We start from the raw sequence: 24,643 nt of genomic DNA, 5'->3' as shown, positions 1-24,643 counted from the left end.
CCATACATCATCAGTATAATTTAACTAGTACCATATGATGGTAATTTTGATAAATATTTTTTTGTCTGTTTATGTTTAGTAGCATCTATATTAGGATACGTTTTACAGATTTTAGAGTAAATAGCTTTTGCTTGCTCTTGAATTGCTTCTATTTTTTTTCCTTGATTATAATTCAGCTGTCCTAACGAGTAATAAGCATTAGGTAGATAATTTGACTGAGGATAAGTATTCATGAACCTTTGGAAGGCTTGTTCTACCAGATAGGACTTGTTCTCATTTAAAAGCATTGCTAATGCTACCGTATATTCTTTCTTAGCATGACGGTTTTCTTTATCTCTATAAGGAATACTGTGCGATTGATTTCGGGCATTAACTTGTATCCTTAGTTCATTTAGCTGCTGTATTATTTGCAATAATTGATATTGGCTTTCCTGAATATGACCACGGAGAATATCTATATCGTGTTGGTTATCTATCAGTTGCTGCTGCAGTTGACTTATGAGCTTACCATGTATATGAGCCATCTGCTCAAGTTTAATTGCTAGATTTTCAAATTGAGCTAAGTTTTTACTAAAAGGAATCATAAATGTGTTAGACCTAGAAGTAACAGGATATATACCTATCAGTAATAGGCAAACTAAAAGGGTACATTTATATGTTTTATTCATAATTTAAGTTATTGTTAGTATACAAGAACAGTACGACGATTTTTGGCATATGCGGCTTTATTATGACCAAATACAGCAGGTTTTTCCTTACCATAAGATATTATCTTGATCTGTTCACTACAAACACCTTGACTTTGAAGATATCTTTTAACTGCATTGGCACGGCGTTCTCCTAAAGCAATATTGTACTCTGGTGTACCACGTTCATCTGCATGACCTTCTATAATTACTTGAGCTGAAGGATTACTACGTAAAAATTGAGCATGTTCATCTAGCATTGGAATGAAGCATGATTTAATCTTATACTTATCTAGAGTAAAGTAAATTACATTTTGATCTGAGATCATAGGCCATTGTTTATTTGTTAACAAAGCATCACTTTCTTCCTTAACCTTTTCTTCCTTAACCTTTTCTTCCTTAACCTTTTCTTCCTTAACCTTTTCTTCCTTAACCTTTTCTTCCTTAACCTTTTCTTCCTTAACCTTTTCTTCCTTAACCTTTTCTTCCTTAACCTTTTCTTCCTTAACCTTAATATCTTTATTTACAGATGATTTAAAATCATTATTAACTGGTTGAGGATGAGTACATCCTGTTATTAAACTAATAAATCCTAATAATATTAGGTTTATAATCATTTTTATACTTTGCATTTTATATCCATATTATTACGAGTATATTAATATTACTTGATCATATAGGTGACCAGGTAGGACCTGTTAATCTTCCAGTAGTTATTGTTAAAATACATCTTTTAAAATAACCATTAGTTGATACTATCTGTAAACTAGATCCTAACTTCTGTGAAGCACTACTATAAATAATCATTGTACCATTAGGTGCTAGACTAGGTGTCTCATCTAGAAAGCTATCCGTTAATGCTTGAATATCTCCGTTTTTGAGATTTAATTTAGCAATATGCTGTATGCTACCATGATCACTATGAACCAGCACTAGAAATTTACCATCTATACTAACATTAGCATTTTGATTTTTTGATCCTTTCCAAGATAAACGTTGCGAATGACCTTGAGTTAGATTAATTTTATATATTTGTGGATTASCACATTGATCTAATGTATATGCAATAGTATGGTTATCAAGGAACCAACTAGGTTCTGTATTATTACTGCGTTCATGAGTTATTTGATTAATATTACCGGATATAAGGTCCATTACGTATATATTAAGACTCCCTATTTTTGATGAAGCAAATGCTAGTTTGCTACCATCTTGTGATATAGTAGGAGCACCATTATGTTGAGGAAAACTAATAACTTTACTAATAGTTCCATTATCTAATGTCTGTATTACTAGTAAGGAATTACCTTTTTTAAACGAAACATAAGCAATATTACGACCATCCGGCAGCCATACTGGTGACATTAATGGTTCGGCAGAATGATACACTAACTTTTGATTATAACAATCATAATCAGCAATACGTAGTTCATAAGGATAAGCATAATTACTACTTATATGTGCTATATAAGCAATACGGGTACGAAAAACAACTTTTATACCAGTAATATTTTCAAAAATTTCATCGCTAGCCGCATGAGCTGCATAACGTAGCCATTTTTTTTGACTTTATACTTATTTTGTCCTAGTATTACTCCAGTTTTACTTGAAGTATCTACAAGCTGATAGAAGACAATATAACTATCGTCTGTACTAGGTTCGATTTGCCCAACTATTACAGTATAAATACCTAGCTTCCTCCATACTTCTGGAGTTACTTCTGATGAAACGGTTGGTTGTTCTGGTATATATGATTTATCTATAGGATTAAATTGACCACTATTATACAAGTCATTTGTGATAATATCACTGATATTTTCTGGTACAATATCTAAACCAGACAATTTAAACGGTACTATACCAATAGGACGTGCAGAATCTACACCGGTAGTAATTTTTATATGTACTTCGGCGTGTACAGTCAAAGACCACAAGTAAAATAAACAGAATGATATTCGATATATGAATATCATTCTGTTTGTTTCCTAAACCGAATTCCTAAATTAAGATTAGGTTAATATAATTAACAAGAGAATATTTAGTTTAATATTTAGGATACTTACTAAGGCAAGTAAGCTAATAGTAGTATCTTTAATAATTTCATAAACCTACTAGTTTGGAGGCTTAGGAAGGGTAGCTTACTTTGCAGCAAATACAGCTGCTTTACATAGCTTTAGGTTACCTCTGCTAGGTATTACCAATATTAACATACCATTTGGTGCTAATTTTATGCGTCAATTACATGTTTAACCTTTAAAACTACTAGTAATATAGTAATTTTTACTAATAGCATCACGAACTATGGTTAGATTAGATAATGAATAAAATTATCTATTTGAATAGATGATTGAGCTTCATTTTTTAATTAGCAGTATTTTCTATCTAACAGATAGAAGATAATTGCAATGGCTCTAGCTTTTTACTGTGAATGATGCGATTTTGTATTGATTACATGGGCTACTACTTGTTAAGTGATACTATTTTTGTTCTGCGCTAATTACTGTAAATGCCAACTAGTTGGTTGGATATTGATAATTGAAGCTAATAATTACCGGAAGAAGAATAATACAGTGTAATGCTATGGCTAGAGTAATAGCACGAGATAATATTTAATTTAAATACCATAACAGTCAATTATTAGCTAATATCTTACAGTAATCTAACATATTGGACACCTCTTTGATCTAGTAGGTTAAACATCATAATATTCTTTTTATCATATTATCATCAGGTATTTCTTTAGCTCCATATATTAACAAATAGGTTTCAGAATTAGCAGTTATTATTGCTTGTAATTCTGCAATTATTTTTTAGATAACAGTTATTTTTGACTGATAGTATAATTCATTACTAGCATATACTTATCACTTTCATTGACTTCTATAATCACTAACAAAATATAACTTGTTAGTAAGAGTTATTGAGTAAGCTCATAAATAAATTAATGTTCTTCTCATACAAGAAGAAATACGTTATTATTAATTATTTGGCGTAAATAACTGAATATATAATTTAAGTAAACTAAGCTATTTAAAAAATATCACTATATTCCGTTAGTCTTTAACAAAATACGCTTTAGTACTTGTCCAATATCAGCTAGACTACGTACAGTATTAATGCCCGCAGCTTCCAATAATAATAATTTTTCTTTAGCTGAACCTTTACCTCCAGTAATGATAGCACCAGCATGTCCCATACGTTTACCTTGAGGTGCTGTGAAACCTGCAATATAACCTACAACCGGTTTAGTAATATGATTTTTAATATAAATTGCAGCTTCTTCTTCTGCATCACCACCAATTTCACCAATTAGTATAATTGCTTCTGTTTGTGGATCTAACTCAAATAATTTAATTATATCAATAAAATTAGAACCTAAAATGATATCACCTCCGATGCCAACGCAACTTGACTGACCAAGATTAGTATCATTAGTCTCCTTTACTGCTTCGTAAGTTAGGCTACCAGAACGAGAAACTATACCTATTCTACCTGGCTGATGAATATGACCAGGCATAATACCAATTTTACATTCACCCGGAGTTATTATTCCAGGACAATTTGGTCCTATCATACGTACATTACGTTGTTTTAGTTTAGCTTTAATCACCAGCATATCAAGTATAGGAAGACCTTCTGTGATACAGATGATCAGCTGAATACCAGCATCAATTGCTTCTAAAATAGCATCTTTACAGAAAGGAGCAGGAACATAAATAACAGAAGTAGTAGCACAAGTTTGGTAGCAAGCTTCACGTACTGTATTGAATACAGGTAAACCAAGATGGTAAGTACCACCTTTACCAGGTGTAACACCACCAACTATTTTAGTACCATAAGCAAGTGCTTGTGCCGAATGAAAACTACCTTGTCTACCAGTTAAACCTTGACAAATTACTTTAGTATGTTTATTAATTAGAATAGACATTGCTTACCCTCAACTAAAGCTACCGCTTGTTTAGCGGCAGTAGTTAAATTAGTAGCTATTCTTATATTTAAGATACTATTTACTAAATGTTGAATACCTTGTTTTGCGTTATTACCTTCTAACCGGACGATAACAGGTATATTAATGCCAGATTCTAATCTAGCATTAATAATACCTTTAGCTATTACATCACAACAAACAATACCACCAAAAATATTTACTAGTATGACTTTTACTTTTTTGTCTGAAAGTATAATTTGAAATGCTTTAGTAACCTTTTCTTGAGTAACTCTACCACCTACATCTAAAAAGTTAGCTGGTTCTCCACCATAGAATTTTACCATATCTATAGTGCTCATTGCTAAGCCAGCTCCGTTGACCAGACAACCTATATTACCATTTAGAGCTATATAATTAAGATTATGTTGTTTAGCATAAGTTTCGCACTTATCTTCCTGACTAGGATCAAGCATTTTACATAGTTCAGGTTGACGGAATAGAGCATTGCTATCAACATGTAGCTTACCATCTAAGCAAATTAGATCGCCTAAACGAGTAATAACCAGCGGATTAATTTCTGCCATTACTAGGTCTTTTTCTAAAAATAAGGTTGCTAATCCCATAAAAATTTTATTAAATTGGTTAATTTGTTTTTTACTTGATAGACCTATTTTAAAAGCTAGATCACGACTTTGGTATAACTGTGGACCTATTAGTGGATCTAATATAATTTGATGAAGAAGATGTGGTTTTTCTTTTGCAATGTTCTCAATATCTATACCTCCTTGTATAGATGCTATAAATTTAATACACTGATTACTACGATCTACTAAGCAACCTAAATATAATTCTTGAGCAATATCAATAGCAGCTTCCACTAAAATCTTACTAACTGGTTGACCTATATGGTTAGTTTGTTCAGTAATAAGATGCTTACCAAACCACTGTTTAGCAAATTCTTGGATTTCTTCTTTTGATCTAACAATCCTAACTCCACCAGATTTACCTCTACCACCTGCATGTACTTGACATTTTACTATCCAAGGACCATAACCAATAACAGCAATTGACTCTTTTGCTTCATTTGGTGTTGTACAAACTAATCCTTTAGGTATAGGTATACCATACTGAGCAAAGAGCATTTTTGCCTGATATTCATGTAGCTTCATTTTATTTTATGTATTTATTTTTGGTGTAAATATGAAATAGTCATAGATATAGTTAACTGGGGAAATTATATTTCATATATAAAAATATATGGTATACTTAGTATTAAGTAATGCAATTAAAAATATTATTTTTATATAAATAATAATTGAAATTTTATTAATTAATAATAGTATTATACTATATACTTATGTAGTATACACATATATATAAAATATAATCAATATATTTAAAAAATTAGGATAAAATTTTTGTTTAATTCATTTCATCTGAGATGAATCAGATGAAATAAATACATAATAGATGTAAATAATGGAAACTTTCTTATGTCGAGATAGATAAAATTCATTTCTATATTAGACGGGATTAGCGATATCAATAAAAGTAATATCTAGATTATATTTATTAGATAACCATTCACCCAGTGCATAAATACCACCTCGTTCTGTTGCATGATGTCCTGCGGCATAAAAATGTAACCCCATTTCTTGAGCGATATGAATTGTTTGCTCAGATACTTCACCACTAATAAAAGCATCCATACCTGCATATGCTGCTTGTTCTAGAAACCCTTGACCTCTACCAGAACACCAAGCTAGTTTTTTTATATACATTGGTGCATTATCACCATAATGTAATATAGTACGCGCCATAGTTTTTTCTAACCTCTGGTGTAGTAATTTACCACTAAGTGGAGTAAGAAACTCGCCTTGTAGAACAAGAGGGGGAATCAACATACCTGTTACATTAATTCCTAATGTTACTGCTAACTGAGCATTATTACCTATTTCTGGATGAGTATCTAGTGGCAAATGCCAAGCATATAGATTAATATTATTTGCTAATAAAGTTTTTAGACGTTGACGTTTCATCCTATGAATAACTAATGATTCATTTTTCCAAAAGTATCCATGATGTACAATAATAGCATCAGCTTGCTGTGCTAATGCTATATCTAGTAACTTTTGGCAAGCTGTTACACCTGTTACTACACGTCGTACTTCCTTACAACCCTCAACTTGTAAACCATTAGGTATGTAATCCTGGAACGATTCGCTATTAAGTTTTTTGTTAATGATTTTTTCGAGATCAGTATTACGCATATATGGAAGATCCTATTGCTTATATTATATATCTTTTTTTATATCTATTTATTTTTGTGAGCTTAGCTACCTAAAAAGCAGTATCATTATTTTTCATGCTATACTTATGTTATGAGATATAAAACTATCTTTTAATAACAAATTCAATAGGTAAAGGTTTTCATGACTAGAGTTGGTGTTTTTTTTGGTAGTGATACTGGTAATACAGAAAATGTTGCTAAGATGATTCAAAAACAATTAAGTATAGATTTTAATGTTGATCTTTTTGACATAGCTATCAGTACAAAAGAAGATTTAGATAAGTATGATTTACTCTTACTTGGTATTTCAACCTGGTATTACGGAGAAGCACAGTGTGACTGGGACGACTTTTTGCCTACAATGAAAGAAATCAATTTTTCAAAAAAAATAGTAGCTTTATTTGGTTGTGGTGATCAAGAAGACTATGCTGAGTATTTTTGTGATGCATTGGGTACTTTACGTGATATCATAGAAGCAAATGGTGCAACTATAGTTGGGCACTGGTCTACCGATGGCTATAATTTTGAAACATCGAAGGGCCTAGCAAATGAAAACAATTTTATTGGCTTAGCTATAGATGAAGACCGTCAACCAGAATTAACTACTACTAGAGTAGTTAATTGGGTTAAACAGATACAGAATGAATGGTATTCTTTAGGAATACAAAAATAATTAGCTTAAATACTACTAAATTTAGTAATCAAGAAAAACATTAGATTTTTAATCATCTATGGTAATAGATTAGATTGGTAATTGTCTAATTTTAGCTCTTAGCTAACCAATTATTGCGTAATCCTACTATGCGATTAAATACTGGTTGTAATTTGCTACAATCTTTACTATCAGTACAGAAATAGCCTTCACGTTCGAATTGAAAATAATTAATTTTACCTGACTTAAGTAAGGGTAAAAAGCTAGTTTCTATTACTCCATGGTAAATAATTAAAGATCTATGGTTAAGACTAACATTAAAATCGTCTGTTGATGCTAGATTATGATCAGAAAATAATTTATCGTAAAATCTAAATTCTGCTGCTATATAGTCAATAGCAGAAACCCAGTGAATAACACCTTTAACTTTATAACTATCATCTAATGTTTGATTTAAGCTATTTTTATAATAACTACAATGAATTATTGTAATATTACCTTGTTCATTTTTTTCAACTCGTTCTGCTTCAATTACATAAGCATAACGTAGACGTACTTGTTGACCAAGTATTAAGCGTTTATATTGCTGATTACAATTATTCTCGCGGAAATCGGTACAATCAATATAAATTTCACGGCTAAAAGTAACCTTGCGCTGACCAAACTCTGGCTTATTAGGATGGTTAGGCATCATAATATTTTCCTTATAGCCCACTGGATAATTATTAATAATTACCTTAATAGGATTAATAACAGCCATAACACGTGGTGCACTTTCATTTAAATCTTCGCGAATGCAGGCTTCTAATGCCGATATTTCTACATTATTATCTTGCTTAGTAATACCTATCCTACGACAAAATTCTAGAATTGAAGCTGCAGTATAACCTCTGCGTCGAAGTCCAGCAATTGTTGGCATACGTGGATCATCCCAACCGGTAACAACATTTTTGCTTACGAGTAAATGTAATTTACGTTTAGATATGATGGTATGTTCGATATTTAGCCTTGAAAATTCGTATTGGTGCGGATACACATTCAGACTAATATTATTAAGAACCCAATCATAAAGACGACGGTTATCTTGAAATTCAAGAGTACACAAAGAATGTGTTATACCTTCTATAGCATCACAAATACTATGTGCAAAATCATACATAGGATAAATGCACCACTTATTTCCAGTTCTATGATGGTCTACGTATTTAATACGATATAATACTGGATCACGCATGACTATAAATGGTGATGTCATATCAATTTTAGCACGTAAGCAAGTACTACCTTCTTTAAATTCTCCTCTACGCATTTTGTCGAATAATGCGATATTAGTATCGATACTCCGATCACGGTAAGGACTGTTTTTACCTGGTTTTGTCAATGTTCCGCGATAATCACGTATTTGATTAACAGACAAATGGTCAACATAAGCTAGTCCCTTATGAATTAGTTCTATTGCATAGCTATATAATTGATCAAAATAATCCGAAGAATAGTGAATTTCACCACTCCAATGAAATCCTAACCATAATATATCATTCTTCATTGATTCAATAAATTCAGTATGTTCTTTGACAGGATTCGTATCATCAAATCGCAAATAACACTGTCCTTGGTAATGCTCTGCTATACCGAAATTCAGACAAATAGATTTTGCATGTCCAATATGTAAGTAACCATTAGGTTCAGGAGGAAAACGAGTACGTACCGATTTATGCAAACCAGATGCAATATCTCTATCAATTATCTTAATAATAAAGTTATTTAAATTAGCTTGACTCATATTAATCTACTTCATAAACGTAGGGTAAAAATATTTATCTTATATATTCAATCAATAGATAAAACCAAAGTATTAGGCTTAATAAAAAATTGTTGACTGAAGTTTAGTAAATCTTATATTCTCTATGAATAATGTAATAACATACGGGAGTGGCGTAATTGGTAAACGCACCAGATTTAGGTTCTGGCGCCGTAAGGTTTTGCGAGTTCAAGTCTCGCCTCCCGTACCAACATATAATATATATTATATATCTCTACTGTCTAGCTTGCTAATATAATATTGGGATATAGCCAAGTGGTAAGGCAGCGGGTTTTGATCCCGCCATCCCAGGTTCAAATCCTGGTATCCCAGCCCTTTTATTAGGCTACGTAGCTCAGTTGGTTAGAGCACAGCACTCATAATGCTGAGGTCACAGGTTCAAATCCCGTCGTAGCTACCATTAAATTAGACTTGGGGTATAGCTAAGTGGTAAGGCACCGGATTCTGGTTCCGGCATTCCTAGGTTCGAATCCTAGTACCCCAGTATTCCCTAGCCTACAATAATTTTTAAAACTTTTAACTTAACTATTTTACGAATCTTATCAAATAGCAAGATGAAGAGGTAAATATGTTTTTTAGAGAAGTGATCATAGTGAGACTAGCGCATACTTTACGCTAGTCTCTGGTTGGTGTACCTGTTTTATTTATGATAAGCAGAGGATTGATTGTTAAGCCTTATGTGAGCACGTGCAGCTTCGCTTTTAGCTAACTTGATATCAGTTTGCATAGTAGCAACTTCGTCTTTAGCTGATTTCATATCAGTTTGCATAGTAGCAACTTCGTCTTTAGCTGACTTTATATCAGTTTGTATAGTATGAACGTCCCTATTGATCTGATTAAACTTTTGCTCAAACTTAGTATCTAAGGTTTTTATATTAGATTTAATACTAGAATTTAGTTTATCTATTTGTTCGCTACAAGAACAACCAGCCATTAATGTAGAACTAAGCATCACGGCACCTAATACTAATTTATTCAAAGTCATAATTGAGATCCTCTTAAGTTATATATAAGTTTTAATTGAAATCTTCTTTAAAAGAAGAAATATACCTATATCTATTAGATAAAAATACTTTTTATATATAGATACTAATGAAATTAGTCATTTAATTACTTTAATCTTATCCTAGATTAGGTAGAGATATCTACAATTGGTACGCCCGAGTGGATTTGAACCACCGACCCCTACCATGTCAAGGTAGTACTCTAACCAACTGAGCTACGGACGTATATATTGAGTTATTTATATGATTCATAATAGCTATTTAATATAATTCATAATAATCCATAATATTAACTGGCTTACTGGTAAGAGACAATAGTATTTTTATTAGAAAATTTAGAATATAAAGGGAAATTAAAAAATTTTGAGGTAAATTTATGTTTACAGGTATTATTCAAGGTATCGCACAACTTACTTCAATAACCAAAAAATGTAATTTTCGTACTTATCAAGTTAAATTACCAGATTCTTTACTACAAGGACTAACGAATGGTGCATCGGTAGCTAATAATGGTTGTTGTTTAACTGTTACTAATATTAACAATAACTTAGTTAGTTTTGATATTGTTAAAGAAACACTTAAAAGAACGAACTTAGGTACCTTACAGGTAGGTGATGAAGTTAATATTGAACGTGCTGCTAACTTTAATACTGAAATAGGTGGTCATATTATGACTGGCCATATCATTTGTACAGCAGAATTAATTAAAATTAAATCATTAAATAATAATCGGACAATTTGGTGTCGTTTAGCTGATCATACTTTACATAAATATATTCTATATAAGAACTACATTGGTATTGATGGTATTAGCTTAACTGTAGGAGAAGTGAAAGAAAATATATTTTGTCTACATTTAATTCCTGAGACGATAAATCGTACAACGCTAGGCAAAAAAAAAACTAAAGCAATAGTAAATATTGAAATAGATCAAATGATACATGCTACGGTAAATACCGTAGAGAAATATTTGTCAACATATTGGAAAGAAAAATGTTGAATATAATTAAGATGATTGAGAAGCTATTTTTCTCTAACCGAGATATTCTTAATTAATAATTAGCTAATAGCTTTTATGATTGATATTTCTAATGAAAATAGAGCATAATTTTTAATGATTCAAAATCATTATCAATTAATAGTTACTAAAAATATAATATAATACAACTTTTTAGTGATTTTAATTACTATAAGGAAATAATTTTATGATAAATACTGTTAGCCAACTTCAGCAACAAATAGCAGAATATCCTATTCTTCTCTATATGAAAGGTTCACCTAAATTACCTAGCTGTGGTTTTTCTGCTCAAGCAGTACAAATATTATCTAATTGTAGCAAGTCTTTTGCTTATATTAATATATTAACTAATCCCTATATTCGTACTGAGTTACCAAAGTTAGCAAACTGGCCTACTTATCCTCAATTATGGGTAGACGGTAATTTTATTGGTGGTTGTGATATAGTCATGGAAATGTATCAGCATGGTGAACTACAAATTCTTATTCAAAAGACTATAAATAAATATCCTAGTCATACTTACAATGAACCAATAGAAATAAGTTAGGTAGATTTATTACCATAAATATCATACAAATAATTGAGATTATACACTGTGGATACTAGAAGTAGTCACTTTAGTCCAACCACCTAAACGTTTCCAGCGATTTACTAGTTCACAGAATAGTTCTGCTGTACGCTCAGCATCATATAAAGCTGAATGTGCTTCACTAGTATTAAAAGGTATTCCTGCGGTCAAACAAGCTTTTAATAATACTGTTTGACCAAGTACTAAACCACTAAGAGCAGCAGTATCAAAAGTAGCAAAAGGATGGAAAGGATTATGCTTTATCTTTGTGCGATTAGCCGCCGCCATTAGGAAACTATGGTCAAAAGCAGCATTATGTGCAACTAAAATAGCACGATGACAATCGTCATCTTTTATTCCTTGATGTACTATTGTAAATAGCTCATATAATGCTTCACGTTCAGTAACAGCATAACGTAAAGGATTATCTGGATCAATACCATTAAATATTAGTGCTTCTGGTTGTAATATGGAACCAGGAAAAGGTTCTATATTAAAGTGTAGAGTTTTATGGGTTTTTAGCCATCCATGATGGTCCATTTGAAGAGTTATGGCCGCAATTTCTAGTAAAGCATCAGTACCAGAATTAAAACCAGCGGTTTCGACATCAATTACTACAGGATAAAAACCACGAAAACGGGCACGTAGAGTATTTACTTCGTCTTTTTCAGCCATGCTTTTTCTAAATAATTAGCTAATGTAGTTGTTATTATGGCAAAGTTTACTAAACTTTGCACTTACCTGAGTTAAGGGTAAATAATTTATATGTTAGTAATAGTAGTAAAATATTAGATTAATAATATAACTAAGATAAAATTACTTATATAATAAGCTATATATATATGATACTATAATATATATTTATAAAAATTTTACTAGTTATATTAAATGCTATTAGTCAGTAGTGCTAATTACAGTGATATTTATTTACTACACGTAAATACTATTTACTATCTTGAGTATATCAAATATTATCTAATAGTATAAGATTGAATATTTAGAAGTATCTACAATAGATTTGTAGACTAAATTCAAGGGATTAAGCTGAATCCAGCTGCAAATTATTAAGGAGAGAAAATTGGAATCGCCATTAGGATCAGATCTAGCGCGACTTGTTAGAGTTTGGCGCGCTTTAATTGACCATCGCTTAAAACCGTTAGAATTAACACAAACGCATTGGATAACTTTGCATAATATTTGTCAATTACCTCCTGAACAATCACAGATTCAGTTAGCAAAAGCTATTGGTATCGAGCAGCCATCCTTAGTACGTACTCTAGATCAACTAGAAGAGAAAGGATTAATTACTCGGCAAACCTGTGCCAACGATCGGCGTGCAAAGAGAATAAAACTAACGGAAGCAGCAGAGCCACTTCTCACAGAAGTTAACCATGTAATCTCTCAAACTAGAGATAAAATCCTAAATGGTATTAGCCAAGAGGATATTCGTTTGTTTAGTGATCTAATTAACCAATTAGAGAAAAATATTCTCGAGCTTTATAGTAAATCTTAGTTAGACTAGAGTTTTTTAATTAAAAATTATATGTTTATTAAAATATTTATGCTAAGTAAAGATAAACCCCAATTTTTCCTATTCTTGAATAATATAAAAGTATAATTTTAATACTTGGGAGGTAAGAAATTACATACCTGTAATATAACTCGATCTAATCAGTAGCTTCATTAGTTCTAATAACTATTAGAACTAATAACTATTAGTTTCTCAATGAGAAGATCATATTATTTATGAATAAACAATCTATTAATATAGCCCAGATACGACGGGAGTATACCCATAAAAGGTTACGTCGTGCTGATTTAACTCTAGAACCTATGGAGTTGTTTGAACGCTGGTTCCGACAAGCTAGTACTGCACAATTGCTTGATCTTACTGTAGTAAGTGTCGCAACAGTAGACCAAACTGGGCAACCCTATCAACGTTTGGTGTTGTTAAAGCATTTTGATGCTAAAGGAATGGTATTCTACACAAATTTAGGTAGCCGTAAAGCACAACATTTAGCACACAATGCACGTATTAGCTTACATTTTCCTTGGCATGCTTTAGAGCGACAGGTAATGGTATTAGGAACAGCTAAACAATTAGCGCTAAAAGAAGTTATGCATTATTTTAGCAGTCGTCCAAGAAATAGTCAGATTAGTGCTTGGGCTTCCAGTCAATCGAGTTTAATTGATACACGTGATACACTAGTAAGTACTTTTCTTAAATTTAATAACTATTTTCATCAAGGTAAGGTACCTTTGCCAAGTTTTTGGGGTGGTTATCGTGTCCATATTGATTCTATGGAATTTTGGCAGGGTGGTGCATATCGATTACACGATCGATTTATTTACCAACGTATAGCAAGTGGTTGGCGCATTGACCGACTAGCACCATAAAAATAATTTTTACAACATAAGGATATATTTAATGGATGGCAAGTAGTAACTTAATACAACAATTACAGGAGCGAGATCTCATTGCTAACATTACAGATGAAAAAGGTTTAGCTAAACGGTTAAATGAAGGAACGATTTCTATCTATTGTGGTTTTGATCCGACTAATGATAGCTTACATGTTGGTCATTTACTACCATTACTATGCCTTAAACGTTTTCAATTAGCTGGTCATAGACCAATTATATTGATTGGCGGTGCTACTAGTCTTATAGGCGACCCAAGTTTTAAGTTAACTGAACGTAAGTTAAATCCTACTTATACAACTAATCTTTGGTCAGAAAAAATAAAAAAAAACCTATCACTTTTCTTAGATTTTAATAAAAGTAATAATAGTGCAATTATCGTTAATAACTATGACTGGTTTAGATCAATGAATATACTTACATTCTTACGTGAAGTAGGTAAAAATTTCTCTATAAACCAGATGATTAATAAAGAAGCTATTAAGCTACGCTTGAACAGAAACGAAAGCGGTATTTCCTTTGCAGAGTTTTCTTATAATTTATTACAAGGATATGACTTTACTTACTTAAGTCAAAAATATGGAGTGATACTCCAGATTGGAGGTTCAGACCAATGGGGTAACATTTTATCAGGTATTGATTTAACAAGGAAAATATATCAACAAACTATATATGGTTTAACTATTCCATTATTAACTAAGTCCGATGGTACAAAATTTGGTAAGACTGAGGATAATGTTATTTGGTTAGATCCTAAGAAAACTAGTCCATACCAATTATACCAATTTTGGCTCAATACTACCGATTATGACGTATATCGTTTCCTAAAGTTTTTTACTTTTATGTCTTTAGCTGAAATAACAGCAATAGAAAAGCAAAATAACATGAGTGAAAATAGGCAACGAGCTCAGTATATACTAGCAGAATACATGACACGTATGATACATGGTAATCAAGGATTAGCAGCTGCACAGCGTATTACAACTAGTCTTTTTACTGGTTTATTTAAACATCTTACCGAAAATGATTTTATACAACTTGCACAAGATGGAATTCCGATGGTAAATTTAACGCAGAATGTTGACTTACCGCAAGCACTAGTAGCTGCATCACTAGCTCCTTCTTACGGACAAGCCCGTAAAATGATTATTTCTAATGCTATAGCTATTAATGGCAAAAAACAAGCATCTATTAATTATGTTTTTAGTCAAGCTGATCGCTTACATCAACGTTATACAATTTTACAACGTGGTAAAAAGAAATATTGCTTACTATATTGGCAGTAATAGATAATAAGATAAAATTATCCTTCCATTTTACTTATATTAGCTTTTCTATAAAAGCTCTTAATCTTGTCGTAAATAAATCTTTTTCATAGAAACTAGTATCATATTATTAGTATACAGTTAGTAGGACAAGGACTAATACATCGAGCACAACCAGTACAAATATCTTGTAATACGGTATGTACCATACGACGAGTACCAATAATTGCGGAGACAGGACAAACTTGACTACATTTAGCGCAACCAATACATTCAATTTCATTAATCCATGCAACTGGTTTTTTGTTCATAAATATTTGTTATATAGGTAGATATCTCTTATTAGTTATACTTAATTTTATTTTTAACAGGATAACTATGATATAATTCATGTTACTATTTTCTTTTGCGATATTTGTAACTACGAAGTAACAGCAATAACAATATAGTTGATCTTTATAAGTTTTCAATTAAATGAAAATATTCATAACCTGTAGTAACGAATAATTCGTCTATGCTAATATATACATATGAATAATTCATATTATTTCTTCATTAAATATTTACTCAAAATTTAATATTGTTATTTAGTAAGCTCTTTACTCAAGAGATCATACATAGTTCCTAGATTATCTATCTTCTTATTATCGTTGGATATAGCTTGATTACTTACATACAATCGAGCGTTATAACAACCTAAATAAAAACGTGTTCCTAAAGATGGTAACTTAGGTAATTCACGAGAAATAATTACGGTTAGCATATTTTGTGGCCAATCTAAAGGCTGAACAGTAAACTGCCAATAATGCCCGCGCGGACTAACATTAATTGTCTGTACTAGTAATGGACAGCGTATACTTAATTGTTTACTTACTTCTATTTCCCAAGGTCGCAAAAATAAATCAACTTTTCCCTGGTAACTTATGGTAGATTTTAGTTGCCAATGATGCGGCCCAATAAATAGCTGTGAACCCAGTATTTCTCCTTCTAAATGGTTTACTTCACCCATAAATTCTAAAACAAAACGACTCGCTGGTTCATACCAAACATCCTGCGGAGTTCCAATTTGCTCAATATTACCATTACTCATGACTACTACTTTATCGGCAACTTCCATTGCTTCTTCTTGATCATGAGTAACAAATACACTAGTAAATTTTAGTTCTTCATGAAGCTTACGTAACCACCGACGTAGCTCTTTACGTACTTGTGCGTCTAAAGCTCCAAATGGCTCGTCTAATAATAAAATTTCTGGTTCAATAGCTAAAGCTCGTGCAAGTGCTACGCGTTGTTTTTGTCCTCCAGAAAGTTGTGATGGATATCGGTTAGCTAAATGCTCTAATTGTATCATCTCTAATAAGCAAGTAACTTTATAATTTATAATCTTGATGTTAGGACGTGACCGACGTGGTAATACTTTCAGACCAAAAGCAATATTATTTGCTACAGTCATGTGTCTAAATAAAGCATAATGCTGAAAAACAAAACCAACATTACGATCGCGAGCATGCATTCGGCTGACATCTTTTCCAGAAAAACGGAGATAACCACTATTATGCTGTTCTAGACCTGCTATAATACGCAACAACGTAGTTTTACCAGAACCAGATGGCCCTAATAGAGCTACCATTTGACCAGAATTTATATCCAAAGATATATTATTTAATACTTGAGTATTATCAAAAAATTTACTCACATTTTCTATTGTAATACTCATAATTAGATCCTAGTTTGCTGTTCTGTATTACGCATAACGTGACTTTTAATAAATAAAGTGAATATTGCTATTAAAGTTAACAATGCCGCAGCAGTAAAAGCACCAATATTATTATAATCTTGATGCAGTAATTCTACTTGCAATGGTAGGGTATATGTTTCGCCACGAATAGAACCAGATACTACAGAGACAGCACCAAATTCACCAATTGCGCGTGCATTAGTTAGAATTAAGCCATACAATAATGCCCAACGTATATTTGGCCAAGTAATTAGACGAAACATCTGTAAGCTTGATGCTCCCAGTAAAATAGCTGCTTCATCTTCTTGTCTACCCTGACTAAGCATAACAGGTACTAACTCACGCACTATAAATGGACAGGTAATAAAAATCGTTACCATAACCATCCCAGGTAGAGAAAAAATAACTTGTAAATTATGCTTATTTAGCCATGACCCTATTGGTCCATTAGTTCCATATACTAATAGGTAAAGTAACCCTGCTACTACAGGAGAAACAGCAAATGGTATATCTATTAGCGTTAGCAATAACTGACGACCACGAAAATTAAAACGTGTTACCAACCACGCCATAAAAACACCAAAAACTATATTTATTGGTACTGTAATAACAGCAATTAATATGGTTAGCCAAATAGCATGTAACATATCTTTATCTATAATATTTTGCCAAACTGCTAGTAATCCCTCCGATAAAGCAGCAACAAAAATATATAATATAGGAACGACTAGTAATAATATCGACATAAGAGTACCGATTATAATTAATAGCCATTGAATCCAATGATGAGGATAGCGTGGACTATTATTCAGAGTAGAGATCATATTCATTCTTATTCTCCTAACCGTCGACCAAAACGTGATTGCAATATATTAATCGCGAATAATAGTAGTAATGAAGTTATTAATATAACAGACGCGATAGCACTAGCTGCTGGGTAATCAAACTCCTGCAAGCGAATGAAAATCATTAGTGATGTTACTTCTGTTTTCCAAGCTATATTACCAGCAATAAAAATAACAGCACCAAATTCACCTAAACTACGAGTGAATGATAATGCAGTACCTGATAGTAATGCTGGCATAAGCTCTGGTAATATAATATAGATAAGGATCTGCCATCGTTTAGCACCTAATGTATCAGCCGCCTCCTCAAATTCAGATCCTAGCTCTTCTAGAACTGGCTGTATAGCTCGTACAACAAATGGAATGCTGGTAAAAGCCATAGCAATAGTAATACCTAACCATGTATAAGAAACCTGTATACCTAATGGTATCAGCCAACTACCATACCAGCCATTAGTAGAAAATAGTGTTGCTAGCGTTAGACCAGCAACAGCAGTAGGCAAAGCAAATGGTAAATCAATTAAACTATCTAGTAATATACGACCTGGAAATTGGTAGCGTGTTAATATCCAAGCCATTAACATACCAAATACAGCATTGAATAATGCAGCAATAGAAGCAGATATAAGAGTTATTTTATAAGCTACCATTAATTCTGGGTTGGTTATAATAGTCCAATATTGAGCCCAACTCATATTTGCTAATTCTATTAATAGTGCACTAAGAGGTGGAATTAATATTAATCCTATAAATAATAGGCTACTACTTAGACTAATCTTAAAGCCAGGTAATACATGGTTAGTCGTTGGAGATAGCATTACAACCTACCTATAATTAATAAATTTTTTTGTCTACTATAGTTAATTTTTTTTTCCATTCTAAATAACCTTTACTTAACAATACAAAGTACAGTAGTCGAGTTAGAAGTAAGGCACTATTTGTTTTAGCTAGGAGGTTATTGATGTTGATTCCTTAGTAAAAAATAGTTATCTCACTTAATATATGAATATTACTCAATTATTTTAAGTAACATGACTATAAATAACTATCTAGTGTATTTATAACTGATGTAGAATATGTAACAATTTTATATATCGATTCGTGCTTTAGAAGAGTAAAAAGCTATAAGCCCTAAGGTTAGATTATGTTCAAATATCAAAATTCTTACTTAATATTAGTATTAATGATACAGTTAAGAAATGATGTTCTATAACACTACTAACATAAAAGGTAACATTAAGAGTTACCTGTTTATGAATATGTTGTATATCTTTTTATATGGGATTAATCAGCTTGATGGAGTAAACCATGAATCAATTAGAAAGCCTAAAACAGTTTACTACTATAGTAGCAGATAGTGGAGACATCGAATTAATCCGTCATTATACACCACAGGATACTACTACTAATCCTTCTTTAATCTTAAAAGCTACTAGCTTAAGTTATTACCAAAATATGCTTGAAGATGTATTAGCTTATGCTCGTAAGCAAAGTGGAAATCACAATGCTAAAATGCGAGCTGCTAGTGATAAACTAGCTGTTAATATAGGATTAGAAATACTCAAAATTATACCAGGACGTATATCAACTGAAATTGATGCACGCTTTTCATTTAATAGTGATATGTGCATAAATCATGCTCATAAAATAGTGAGCTTATATCAAGAACAAGGTATTAATAAATCCCGTGTACTAATAAAATTAGCCTCTACCTGGGAAGGTATTAAGGCTGCAGAAGAGCTAGAAAAAGCTGGTATAAATTGTAACCTAACTTTAATATTTTCATTTGCACAAGCTCGAGCTTGTGCTGAAGCTAATGTTTATCTAATTTCACCTTTTGTTGGTCGTATTTATGATTGGTATAATCAGCGTAAACTTTTAACAGAAGATTCTTATGATAGAGAAGATCCAGGCGTAAAATCAGTACATAAAATTTATGACTATTATAAGCAGCACCGCTATCAAACTATTGTTATGGGAGCTAGCTTTCGTAAAATTGATCAGATTTTAGCATTAGCAGGCTGTGACTATTTAACTATATCACCAGTTTTGCTAGAAAAATTACGTTCTAGCTATCAGCATGTAGAACGTCAACTATTTCCAGCAACTAAATTTTTTCATAAGCCAATACCACTTTCTGAATCACAATTCAGATGGGAACATAACCAAGACGCAATGGCAGTTGATCAATTAGCAGATGGGATACGTAAATTTGCGTTAGATCAGTATAACATAGAAAAAATTTTAGCAAAAAAATTGTAGTTTTGTGGAGTAATTATTCGATGATATCAAGAAAAGCGTTCGCTAACGCAATCCGTTTTTTAAGTATAGACGCTATACAGAAAGCTAATTCAGGACATCCAGGGGCACCTATGGGTATGGCTGATATCGCTGAAGTATTATGGCGTGACTATATGAATCATAATCCGACCAACCCTAACTGGTTTAATCGCGATCGCTTTGTTCTGTCTAATGGCCATAGTTCTATGCTATTATATAGCATCCTACATCTTACAGGATATAATCTATCTCTAAAAGAAATAGAAAATTTTCGTCAGCTAGACTCAAAAACACCTGGACATCCAGAATATGGATATACTGATGGCGTAGAAATATCTACTGGACCACTAGGTCAAGGTTTTGCTAATGCTGTAGGATTAGCTATCAGTGAACGTACTTTAGCAGCACAGTTTAATCGTCCAAAACATGAAATTATCAATCATTATACTTATGTATTTTTAGGTGATGGTTGTATGATGGAAGGTATTTCCCATGAAGCAGGTTCATTAGCAGGTATCATGAAACTGGGAAAATTAATTGCTTTTTACGATGATAATGGCATTTCTATCGACGGTAATATAAAAGGTTGGTTCTGTGATAATACTGCTACTAGATTTGAAGCTTATGGTTGGCACGTAATAAGCAATGTTGATGGACACGATAGTAATGCAATAAAAGCTAGTATAGAAAGTGCGAGAGCGGTTATTAATAAACCATCATTACTAATATGTAAAACTATTATTGCATTTGGTGCACCCAATAAAGCAGGTCATCATAGTACGCACGGTGCTCCGTTAGGAGAGCAGGAAATTACGCTTACTAGAAAAGCTCTTAATTGGCATGAGCCACCTTTCATTATTCCTTCTGATATCTATGATGGCTGGAATGCTAAAGAAGCTGGACAGCAAAAAGAAAGAACATGGAATAATAAGTTATCGTTATATCAGAAAGCTTATCCAGAATTAGCTAAAGAATTAAAACGTAGAATGACTGGTCATCTTCCAGAGAAATGGTGGGTAGAAAGCAAAAAAATTATAGAAGAGTTACAAAATAAACCCAAAAAAATTGCTAGTCGTAAAGCATCGCAAAAAGTTTTAGAAGCATTTGGTCCAATATTGCCAGAACTTATCGGAGGTTCAGCTGACTTAAGTCCCAGTAATTTAACCTTATGGTCTAGATCTATTTCTATTGTTGAGCATTTGGCAGGTAACTATATTCACTATGGTGTACGTGAATTTGGCATGACTGCTATTAGTAATGGTATTGCTCATCATGGAGGATTCCTTCCCTATACAGCAACTTTCTTAATTTTTGCTGAATATGCTCGTAATGCGGTACGGATGGCTGCAATGATGAAAACACGGCATATTATGGTTTATACTCATGATTCTATTGGTCTAGGTGAAGATGGTCCTACTCATCAACCAGTAGAACAACTAGCGAGCTTACGCATAACCCCTAATATGAGTACTTGGCGTCCTTGTGATCAAGTGGAAACCGCCGTTGCTTGGAAACAAGCAATAGAACGTAATGATGGTCCAACAGCACTAATTTTGTCTCGCCAAGATTTAGTTCAACAAGAACGTAGTGCGCAGCAATTAGCTAATATTGCTCGTGGAGGTTATATCTTAAAAAATTGTGTTGGATTACCGGAACTTATAATAATAGCTACTGGTTCTGAAGTTGAGCTAGCAGTAACTGCTTACCAGCGATTAACCTATGAAGGTAGGCAAGTACGTATAGTATCAATGCCTTCTACTGATATATTTGATCAACAGGATAAAGAATATCGCGAATTAGTATTACCAGCAACTGTAACCGCACGTATTGCTATAGAAGCAAGCATTGCTGATTATTGGTATAAGTACGTAGGGCTAGATGGGATAATTATCGGTATGACTACATTTGGTAAGTCAGCACCAGCAGAAGAATTATTTAACATATTTGGTTTTACCATTGATAACTTACTGAGTAAAGCACATATACTATTAACACGATAATTAAAAAATTAATAACTTTATTATGATTTATTTTTTATAAGAATGTAATTTTGTCTGTTCTAATTGTTTTATATAGTTATAAACAGCAATTTGTGCACGTATAGGAGACGGATTACCGCGTTTTACGTAGCTGTTACTCAGGTTAGCATTAATAGATCGAGCTTTTACAGTATCACTAAATAATAGTGATAGTATATCTAATACCTGCTTCTTAAGACGTTGATCTAAGAGTGGTACAGCTACTTCAATACGGTCATCAATATTACGCTGCATCCAGTCAGCAGATGATAAAAATACTGTCTGATCGCCACCGTTTTCAAAAACATAGACCCTATCATGCTCTAAATATTTATCAATAATGCTAATTACTCTGATATTATCACTTATTCCCGGTATTTCAGGAATCAATGAACACATTCCCCGGACTAAAATATTTATTTTTACCCCATTGCTAGATGCGACATATAGGCGATCTATTAGACCTTTATCGACTAAGTGATTTAATTTAAGCGTAATGCCTGCTTTTTTACCAGCTTGTGCATTTACCATCTCTTGATCAATTGTCTGATAAAGTATTTGACGTGCATTTTGTGGTGATACCATTAAATAATCAAAATGTACCGGTCGATATGGATTTTCAATAAAATTAAAAACCTGTCTTACATCTTTAGTAATGCGCGTATCAGAAGTAATAAGAGAATAATCTGTATATAGACTAGCAGTTTTCTCATTAAAGTTACCAGTACCAATATGAGCATAATAAACAATTTTGGTACCTTCACGTCTAGATATTAAAAATAACTTAGCATGTATTTTTAAACCAGGTATTGAGAAAATAACTTGTACCCCCGCTTCCGTTAGCTGCTTAGCCCAGCAAATATTAGCTTCTTCATCAAAACGTGCTTGTAGTTCAATTACTACTGTGACTTTTTTGCCATTGTATGCTGCATGAATCATGGCATCGATAATATGCGAGTGTTTAGCTACTCGGTAAATACTAATTTTAATTAAAAGAACATTTTTATCAAAAGAAGCCTGACGTAGAAGTTCTAACATATGGTTAAAGGTATGGTAAGGAAAATATAATAATATATCTTGCGTGCGGATTACCTCAAATACGTTACGGGACTGATCTAATCTGGTACTACGCACATATTGTTGCTTATATTTATTGATATAATAATTATTATTGCTCACAAAGTGCAAAATCATAAACTCTTTCAAATAATGATGATGCCAACTTGGAATAAAAGAATCATAAGAAGACATACCTAGTTTGTTTTTTAGCATTTCAACCATATGATTAGGCATATCTGTTTGATATATTAAGCACACAGGTGAGGATATTTGTCGATGTTTAATTCTTAATGAAATCAATTCAAGTAGACTATATTGAGCTTGATTTAAAATATTACATTGGGAGTCACGTGTAATTTGCATTGAGTAAGCATTAAGCTTATCATAGTCAAAGAGAACTGCGAATATATCATCTAAGCAATAACGTAATATATTATCTAATAGTATTATTTTCACATTTAATCTGTTTGATGAATCTGGTATTGGAATCAATCTTTTGGCCTTAAATGAAGGGATTTCGAGCAGTGCATAGCTAATATTTAAACCTTGAATAATCTCAACCACGAGATAAGTACAATTATCTTTCAAAATTAGCATTAAGTTAGTATTATTTTGGATAATAATTGGTTTAATATATGGTCGTAAGTTTTGTTTAAAATAATTACGTAACCAATTCTGATCAATAGGAGATAATTGTGTTTCATTGATTAGAGAAATATCATTCTGTATGGTTATCTCTGATAATAATTCATTGTATAAATAATTTAATTTATTTTCAGCATATATAACTTTATCCTGAATTGTTTTTAGCATGTAACTTGATGTTTTGCATATGCCTGTTACTTCTTTCCTTAAAATGCGGTGTTTGAGATTAGCAAATCTAACTTGGTAAAATTCATCGAGATTACTGTAATAAATACTAAGAAATCGCATACGTTCTGCTAATGAGTTATCACGATCAGCTACTTCTTGTAAAACTCGTTCATTAAAAGACAACCAGCTCAATTCTTTTTCGATATATAGCTTTTTCTTCATCATAATCATTTTAC

Annotated in this window: 20 protein-coding genes, 5 tRNA genes and 2 pseudogenes; 12 read left to right on the top strand and 15 right to left on the bottom strand. The window is 32.2% G+C overall.

Features of this window, described 5'->3' with window-relative positions; translation table 11 throughout:
• Nucleotides 1–20 precede the first annotated feature (20 nt).
• The 6 genes and pseudogenes from BCI_RS00500 to BCI_RS00475 form a co-directional block, all read right to left on the bottom strand.
• Nucleotides 21–584 carry a YbgF trimerization domain-containing protein gene (locus tag BCI_RS00500; RefSeq protein WP_041574880.1) on the bottom strand — a complete coding sequence of 188 codons (564 nt, stop codon included), beginning with the start codon at nt 582–584 and terminating at the stop codon, nt 21–23.
• Between the two features lie 98 nt (nt 585–682).
• Nucleotides 683–1,000 (bottom strand): annotated as a pseudogene (pal, locus tag BCI_RS00495) (peptidoglycan-associated lipoprotein Pal); the annotation flags it as partial.
• Nucleotides 1,001–1,358: 358 nt separating this feature from the next.
• Nucleotides 1,359–2,659, bottom strand: a pseudogene (gene tolB / locus BCI_RS00490) (Tol-Pal system beta propeller repeat protein TolB).
• Nucleotides 2,660–3,729: 1,070 nt separating this feature from the next.
• The gene (sucD, locus tag BCI_RS00485; RefSeq protein WP_011520304.1) at nt 3,730–4,614 is read right to left on the bottom strand and encodes a succinate--CoA ligase subunit alpha; all 885 of its coding nucleotides are present in this window, start codon (nt 4,612–4,614) and stop codon (nt 3,730–3,732) included.
• The gene (gene sucC, locus BCI_RS00480) at nt 4,602–5,783 is read right to left on the bottom strand and encodes an ADP-forming succinate--CoA ligase subunit beta (protein WP_011520303.1); all 1,182 of its coding nucleotides are present in this window, start codon (nt 5,781–5,783) and stop codon (nt 4,602–4,604) included. Before sucC ends, sucD begins: the two co-directional genes overlap by 13 nt.
• Before the next feature lie 354 nt (nt 5,784–6,137).
• Nucleotides 6,138–6,884, bottom strand: a complete 747-nt coding sequence (locus tag BCI_RS00475) for a Nif3-like dinuclear metal center hexameric protein (RefSeq protein WP_011520302.1) — start codon at nt 6,882–6,884, stop codon at nt 6,138–6,140.
• A 162-nt stretch (nt 6,885–7,046) separates the two neighbouring features.
• Between BCI_RS00475 and fldA the strand changes: the two genes are divergently transcribed.
• Nucleotides 7,047–7,577 carry a flavodoxin FldA gene (gene fldA, locus BCI_RS00470; protein ID WP_011520301.1) on the top strand — a complete coding sequence of 177 codons (531 nt, stop codon included), beginning with the start codon at nt 7,047–7,049 and terminating at the stop codon, nt 7,575–7,577.
• A gap of 91 nt (nt 7,578–7,668) precedes the next feature.
• Here the strand turns inward: fldA and glnS are convergent, their stop codons facing one another.
• Nucleotides 7,669–9,339, bottom strand: coding sequence for a glutamine--tRNA ligase (gene glnS, locus BCI_RS00465; protein WP_011520300.1), 1,671 nt, complete (start codon nt 9,337–9,339; stop codon nt 7,669–7,671).
• Between the two features lie 143 nt (nt 9,340–9,482).
• On the opposite strand from glnS, the gene BCI_RS00460 reads away from it, so the two are divergent.
• The 4 genes from BCI_RS00460 (at nt 9,483) to BCI_RS00445 (ending at nt 9,862) form a co-directional block, all read left to right on the top strand.
• Nucleotides 9,483–9,568, top strand: a tRNA-Leu gene (locus tag BCI_RS00460).
• Nucleotides 9,569–9,619: 51 nt separating this feature from the next.
• Nucleotides 9,620–9,690: transfer RNA gene (locus tag BCI_RS00455), tRNA-Gln, on the top strand.
• 11 nt (nt 9,691–9,701) lie between these two features.
• Nucleotides 9,702–9,778: transfer RNA gene (locus BCI_RS00450), tRNA-Met, on the top strand.
• 12 nt (nt 9,779–9,790) lie between these two features.
• Nucleotides 9,791–9,862, top strand: a tRNA-Gln gene (locus BCI_RS00445).
• Nucleotides 9,863–10,018: 156 nt separating this feature from the next.
• Here BCI_RS00445 and BCI_RS03250 read toward each other — a convergent pair.
• Both BCI_RS03250 and BCI_RS00435 read right to left on the bottom strand, forming a co-directional pair.
• A complete protein-coding gene (locus BCI_RS03250) occupies nt 10,019–10,363 on the bottom strand; it encodes an LPP leucine zipper domain-containing protein (protein ID WP_011520299.1) in 345 nt (114 codons plus the stop codon).
• Nucleotides 10,364–10,530: 167 nt separating this feature from the next.
• Nucleotides 10,531–10,607, bottom strand: a tRNA-Val gene (locus tag BCI_RS00435).
• A 151-nt stretch (nt 10,608–10,758) separates the two neighbouring features.
• Here BCI_RS00435 and BCI_RS00430 point away from each other — a divergent pair.
• Together BCI_RS00430 and grxD are read left to right on the top strand one after the other, a co-directional pair.
• Complete coding sequence (locus tag BCI_RS00430) at nt 10,759–11,382, top strand: riboflavin synthase (RefSeq protein WP_011520298.1); 624 nt, start codon at nt 10,759–10,761, stop codon at nt 11,380–11,382.
• Nucleotides 11,383–11,587: 205 nt separating this feature from the next.
• The gene (gene grxD, locus BCI_RS00425; RefSeq protein ID WP_011520297.1) at nt 11,588–11,947 is read left to right on the top strand and encodes a Grx4 family monothiol glutaredoxin; all 360 of its coding nucleotides are present in this window, start codon (nt 11,588–11,590) and stop codon (nt 11,945–11,947) included.
• A 39-nt stretch (nt 11,948–11,986) separates the two neighbouring features.
• Here grxD and rnt read toward each other — a convergent pair whose 3' ends face one another.
• Nucleotides 11,987–12,643, bottom strand: coding sequence for a ribonuclease T (rnt, locus tag BCI_RS00420; RefSeq protein ID WP_011520296.1), 657 nt, complete (start codon nt 12,641–12,643; stop codon nt 11,987–11,989).
• A gap of 403 nt (nt 12,644–13,046) precedes the next feature.
• Between rnt and slyA the strand changes: the two genes are divergently transcribed.
• From slyA to tyrS, 3 genes are all read left to right on the top strand, one after another.
• Complete coding sequence (gene slyA / locus BCI_RS00415) at nt 13,047–13,481, top strand: transcriptional regulator SlyA (RefSeq protein WP_011520294.1); 435 nt, start codon at nt 13,047–13,049, stop codon at nt 13,479–13,481.
• Nucleotides 13,482–13,714: 233 nt separating this feature from the next.
• The gene (gene pdxH / locus BCI_RS00410) at nt 13,715–14,365 is read left to right on the top strand and encodes a pyridoxamine 5'-phosphate oxidase (RefSeq protein WP_011520293.1); all 651 of its coding nucleotides are present in this window, start codon (nt 13,715–13,717) and stop codon (nt 14,363–14,365) included.
• 35 nt (nt 14,366–14,400) lie between these two features.
• On the top strand, nt 14,401–15,675 hold the full coding sequence (tyrS, locus tag BCI_RS00405; RefSeq protein WP_011520292.1) for a tyrosine--tRNA ligase: 1,275 nt from the start codon (nt 14,401–14,403) through the stop codon (nt 15,673–15,675).
• Between the two features lie 101 nt (nt 15,676–15,776).
• On the opposite strand, the gene BCI_RS00400 is transcribed toward tyrS, so the two are convergent.
• The 4 genes from BCI_RS00400 to cysT all read right to left on the bottom strand — a co-directional run bounded on the left by BCI_RS00400 (nt 15,777) and on the right by cysT (nt 19,055).
• Entirely contained in the window at nt 15,777–15,965 is a 189-nt protein-coding gene (locus tag BCI_RS00400; protein ID WP_011520291.1) for an RnfABCDGE type electron transport complex subunit B, read from the bottom strand.
• A gap of 272 nt (nt 15,966–16,237) precedes the next feature.
• The gene (gene cysA, locus BCI_RS00395; RefSeq protein ID WP_011520290.1) at nt 16,238–17,371 is read right to left on the bottom strand and encodes a sulfate/thiosulfate ABC transporter ATP-binding protein CysA; all 1,134 of its coding nucleotides are present in this window, start codon (nt 17,369–17,371) and stop codon (nt 16,238–16,240) included.
• 2 nt (nt 17,372–17,373) lie between these two features.
• Nucleotides 17,374–18,222 (bottom strand): sulfate/thiosulfate ABC transporter permease CysW, encoded by an 849-nt coding sequence (gene cysW / locus BCI_RS00390; RefSeq protein WP_041574878.1) that lies wholly within the window; start codon nt 18,220–18,222, stop codon nt 17,374–17,376.
• Nucleotides 18,223–18,224: 2 nt separating this feature from the next.
• Nucleotides 18,225–19,055, bottom strand: a complete 831-nt coding sequence (gene cysT, locus BCI_RS00385; protein ID WP_011520288.1) for a sulfate/thiosulfate ABC transporter permease CysT — start codon at nt 19,053–19,055, stop codon at nt 18,225–18,227.
• Nucleotides 19,056–19,545: 490 nt separating this feature from the next.
• On the opposite strand from cysT, the gene tal reads away from it, so the two are divergent.
• Nucleotides 19,546–20,499, top strand: a complete 954-nt coding sequence (gene tal, locus BCI_RS00380) for a transaldolase (RefSeq protein WP_011520287.1) — start codon at nt 19,546–19,548, stop codon at nt 20,497–20,499.
• Between the two features lie 20 nt (nt 20,500–20,519).
• On the top strand, nt 20,520–22,517 hold the full coding sequence (tkt, locus tag BCI_RS00375) for a transketolase (protein ID WP_011520286.1): 1,998 nt from the start codon (nt 20,520–20,522) through the stop codon (nt 22,515–22,517).
• A 27-nt stretch (nt 22,518–22,544) separates the two neighbouring features.
• On the opposite strand, the gene ppk1 is transcribed toward tkt, so the two are convergent.
• Nucleotides 22,545–24,632: a polyphosphate kinase 1 gene (gene ppk1 / locus BCI_RS00370; protein ID WP_011520285.1), complete on the bottom strand. Its 2,088-nt coding sequence runs from the start codon at nt 24,630–24,632 to the stop codon at nt 22,545–22,547.
• Between the last annotated feature and the right edge of the window lie 11 nt (nt 24,633–24,643).

Source organism: Baumannia cicadellinicola str. Hc (Homalodisca coagulata) (genome assembly GCF_000013185.1).
Classification (GTDB): Bacteria; Pseudomonadota; Gammaproteobacteria; order Enterobacterales; family Enterobacteriaceae; genus Baumannia; species Baumannia cicadellinicola_E.
The sequence above is the reverse complement of the archived record's forward strand: the minus strand, read 5'-3'. Positions and strand labels throughout refer to the sequence as shown.

Excerpts from the sequence above, each read along its gene's own strand:
- ppk1 (WP_011520285.1), bottom strand. The coding sequence starts at position 24,632 with ATGATGAAGAAAAAGCTATATATCGAAAAAGAATTGAGCTGGTTGTCT.
- cysT (WP_011520288.1), bottom strand. The coding sequence starts at position 19,055 with ATGCTATCTCCAACGACTAACCATGTATTACCTGGCTTTAAGATTAGT.
- cysW (WP_041574878.1), bottom strand. The coding sequence starts at position 18,222 with ATGAATATGATCTCTACTCTGAATAATAGTCCACGCTATCCTCATCAT.
- rnt (WP_011520296.1), bottom strand. The coding sequence starts at position 12,643 with ATGGCTGAAAAAGACGAAGTAAATACTCTACGTGCCCGTTTTCGTGGT.
- tyrS (WP_011520292.1), top strand. The coding sequence starts at position 14,401 with ATGGCAAGTAGTAACTTAATACAACAATTACAGGAGCGAGATCTCATT.
- cysA (WP_011520290.1), bottom strand. The coding sequence starts at position 17,371 with ATGAGTATTACAATAGAAAATGTGAGTAAATTTTTTGATAATACTCAA.
- BCI_RS00500 (WP_041574880.1), bottom strand. The coding sequence starts at position 584 with ATGATTCCTTTTAGTAAAAACTTAGCTCAATTTGAAAATCTAGCAATT.
- BCI_RS00400 (WP_011520291.1), bottom strand. The coding sequence starts at position 15,965 with ATGAACAAAAAACCAGTTGCATGGATTAATGAAATTGAATGTATTGGT.
- sucD (WP_011520304.1), bottom strand. The coding sequence starts at position 4,614 with ATGTCTATTCTAATTAATAAACATACTAAAGTAATTTGTCAAGGTTTA.
- fldA (WP_011520301.1), top strand. The coding sequence starts at position 7,047 with ATGACTAGAGTTGGTGTTTTTTTTGGTAGTGATACTGGTAATACAGAA.
- grxD (WP_011520297.1), top strand. The coding sequence starts at position 11,588 with ATGATAAATACTGTTAGCCAACTTCAGCAACAAATAGCAGAATATCCT.
- BCI_RS03250 (WP_011520299.1), bottom strand. The coding sequence starts at position 10,363 with ATGACTTTGAATAAATTAGTATTAGGTGCCGTGATGCTTAGTTCTACA.
- sucC (WP_011520303.1), bottom strand. The coding sequence starts at position 5,783 with ATGAAGCTACATGAATATCAGGCAAAAATGCTCTTTGCTCAGTATGGT.
- tal (WP_011520287.1), top strand. The coding sequence starts at position 19,546 with ATGAATCAATTAGAAAGCCTAAAACAGTTTACTACTATAGTAGCAGAT.
- pdxH (WP_011520293.1), top strand. The coding sequence starts at position 13,715 with ATGAATAAACAATCTATTAATATAGCCCAGATACGACGGGAGTATACC.
- BCI_RS00430 (WP_011520298.1), top strand. The coding sequence starts at position 10,759 with ATGTTTACAGGTATTATTCAAGGTATCGCACAACTTACTTCAATAACC.
- tkt (WP_011520286.1), top strand. The coding sequence starts at position 20,520 with ATGATATCAAGAAAAGCGTTCGCTAACGCAATCCGTTTTTTAAGTATA.
- BCI_RS00475 (WP_011520302.1), bottom strand. The coding sequence starts at position 6,884 with ATGCGTAATACTGATCTCGAAAAAATCATTAACAAAAAACTTAATAGC.
- glnS (WP_011520300.1), bottom strand. The coding sequence starts at position 9,339 with ATGAGTCAAGCTAATTTAAATAACTTTATTATTAAGATAATTGATAGA.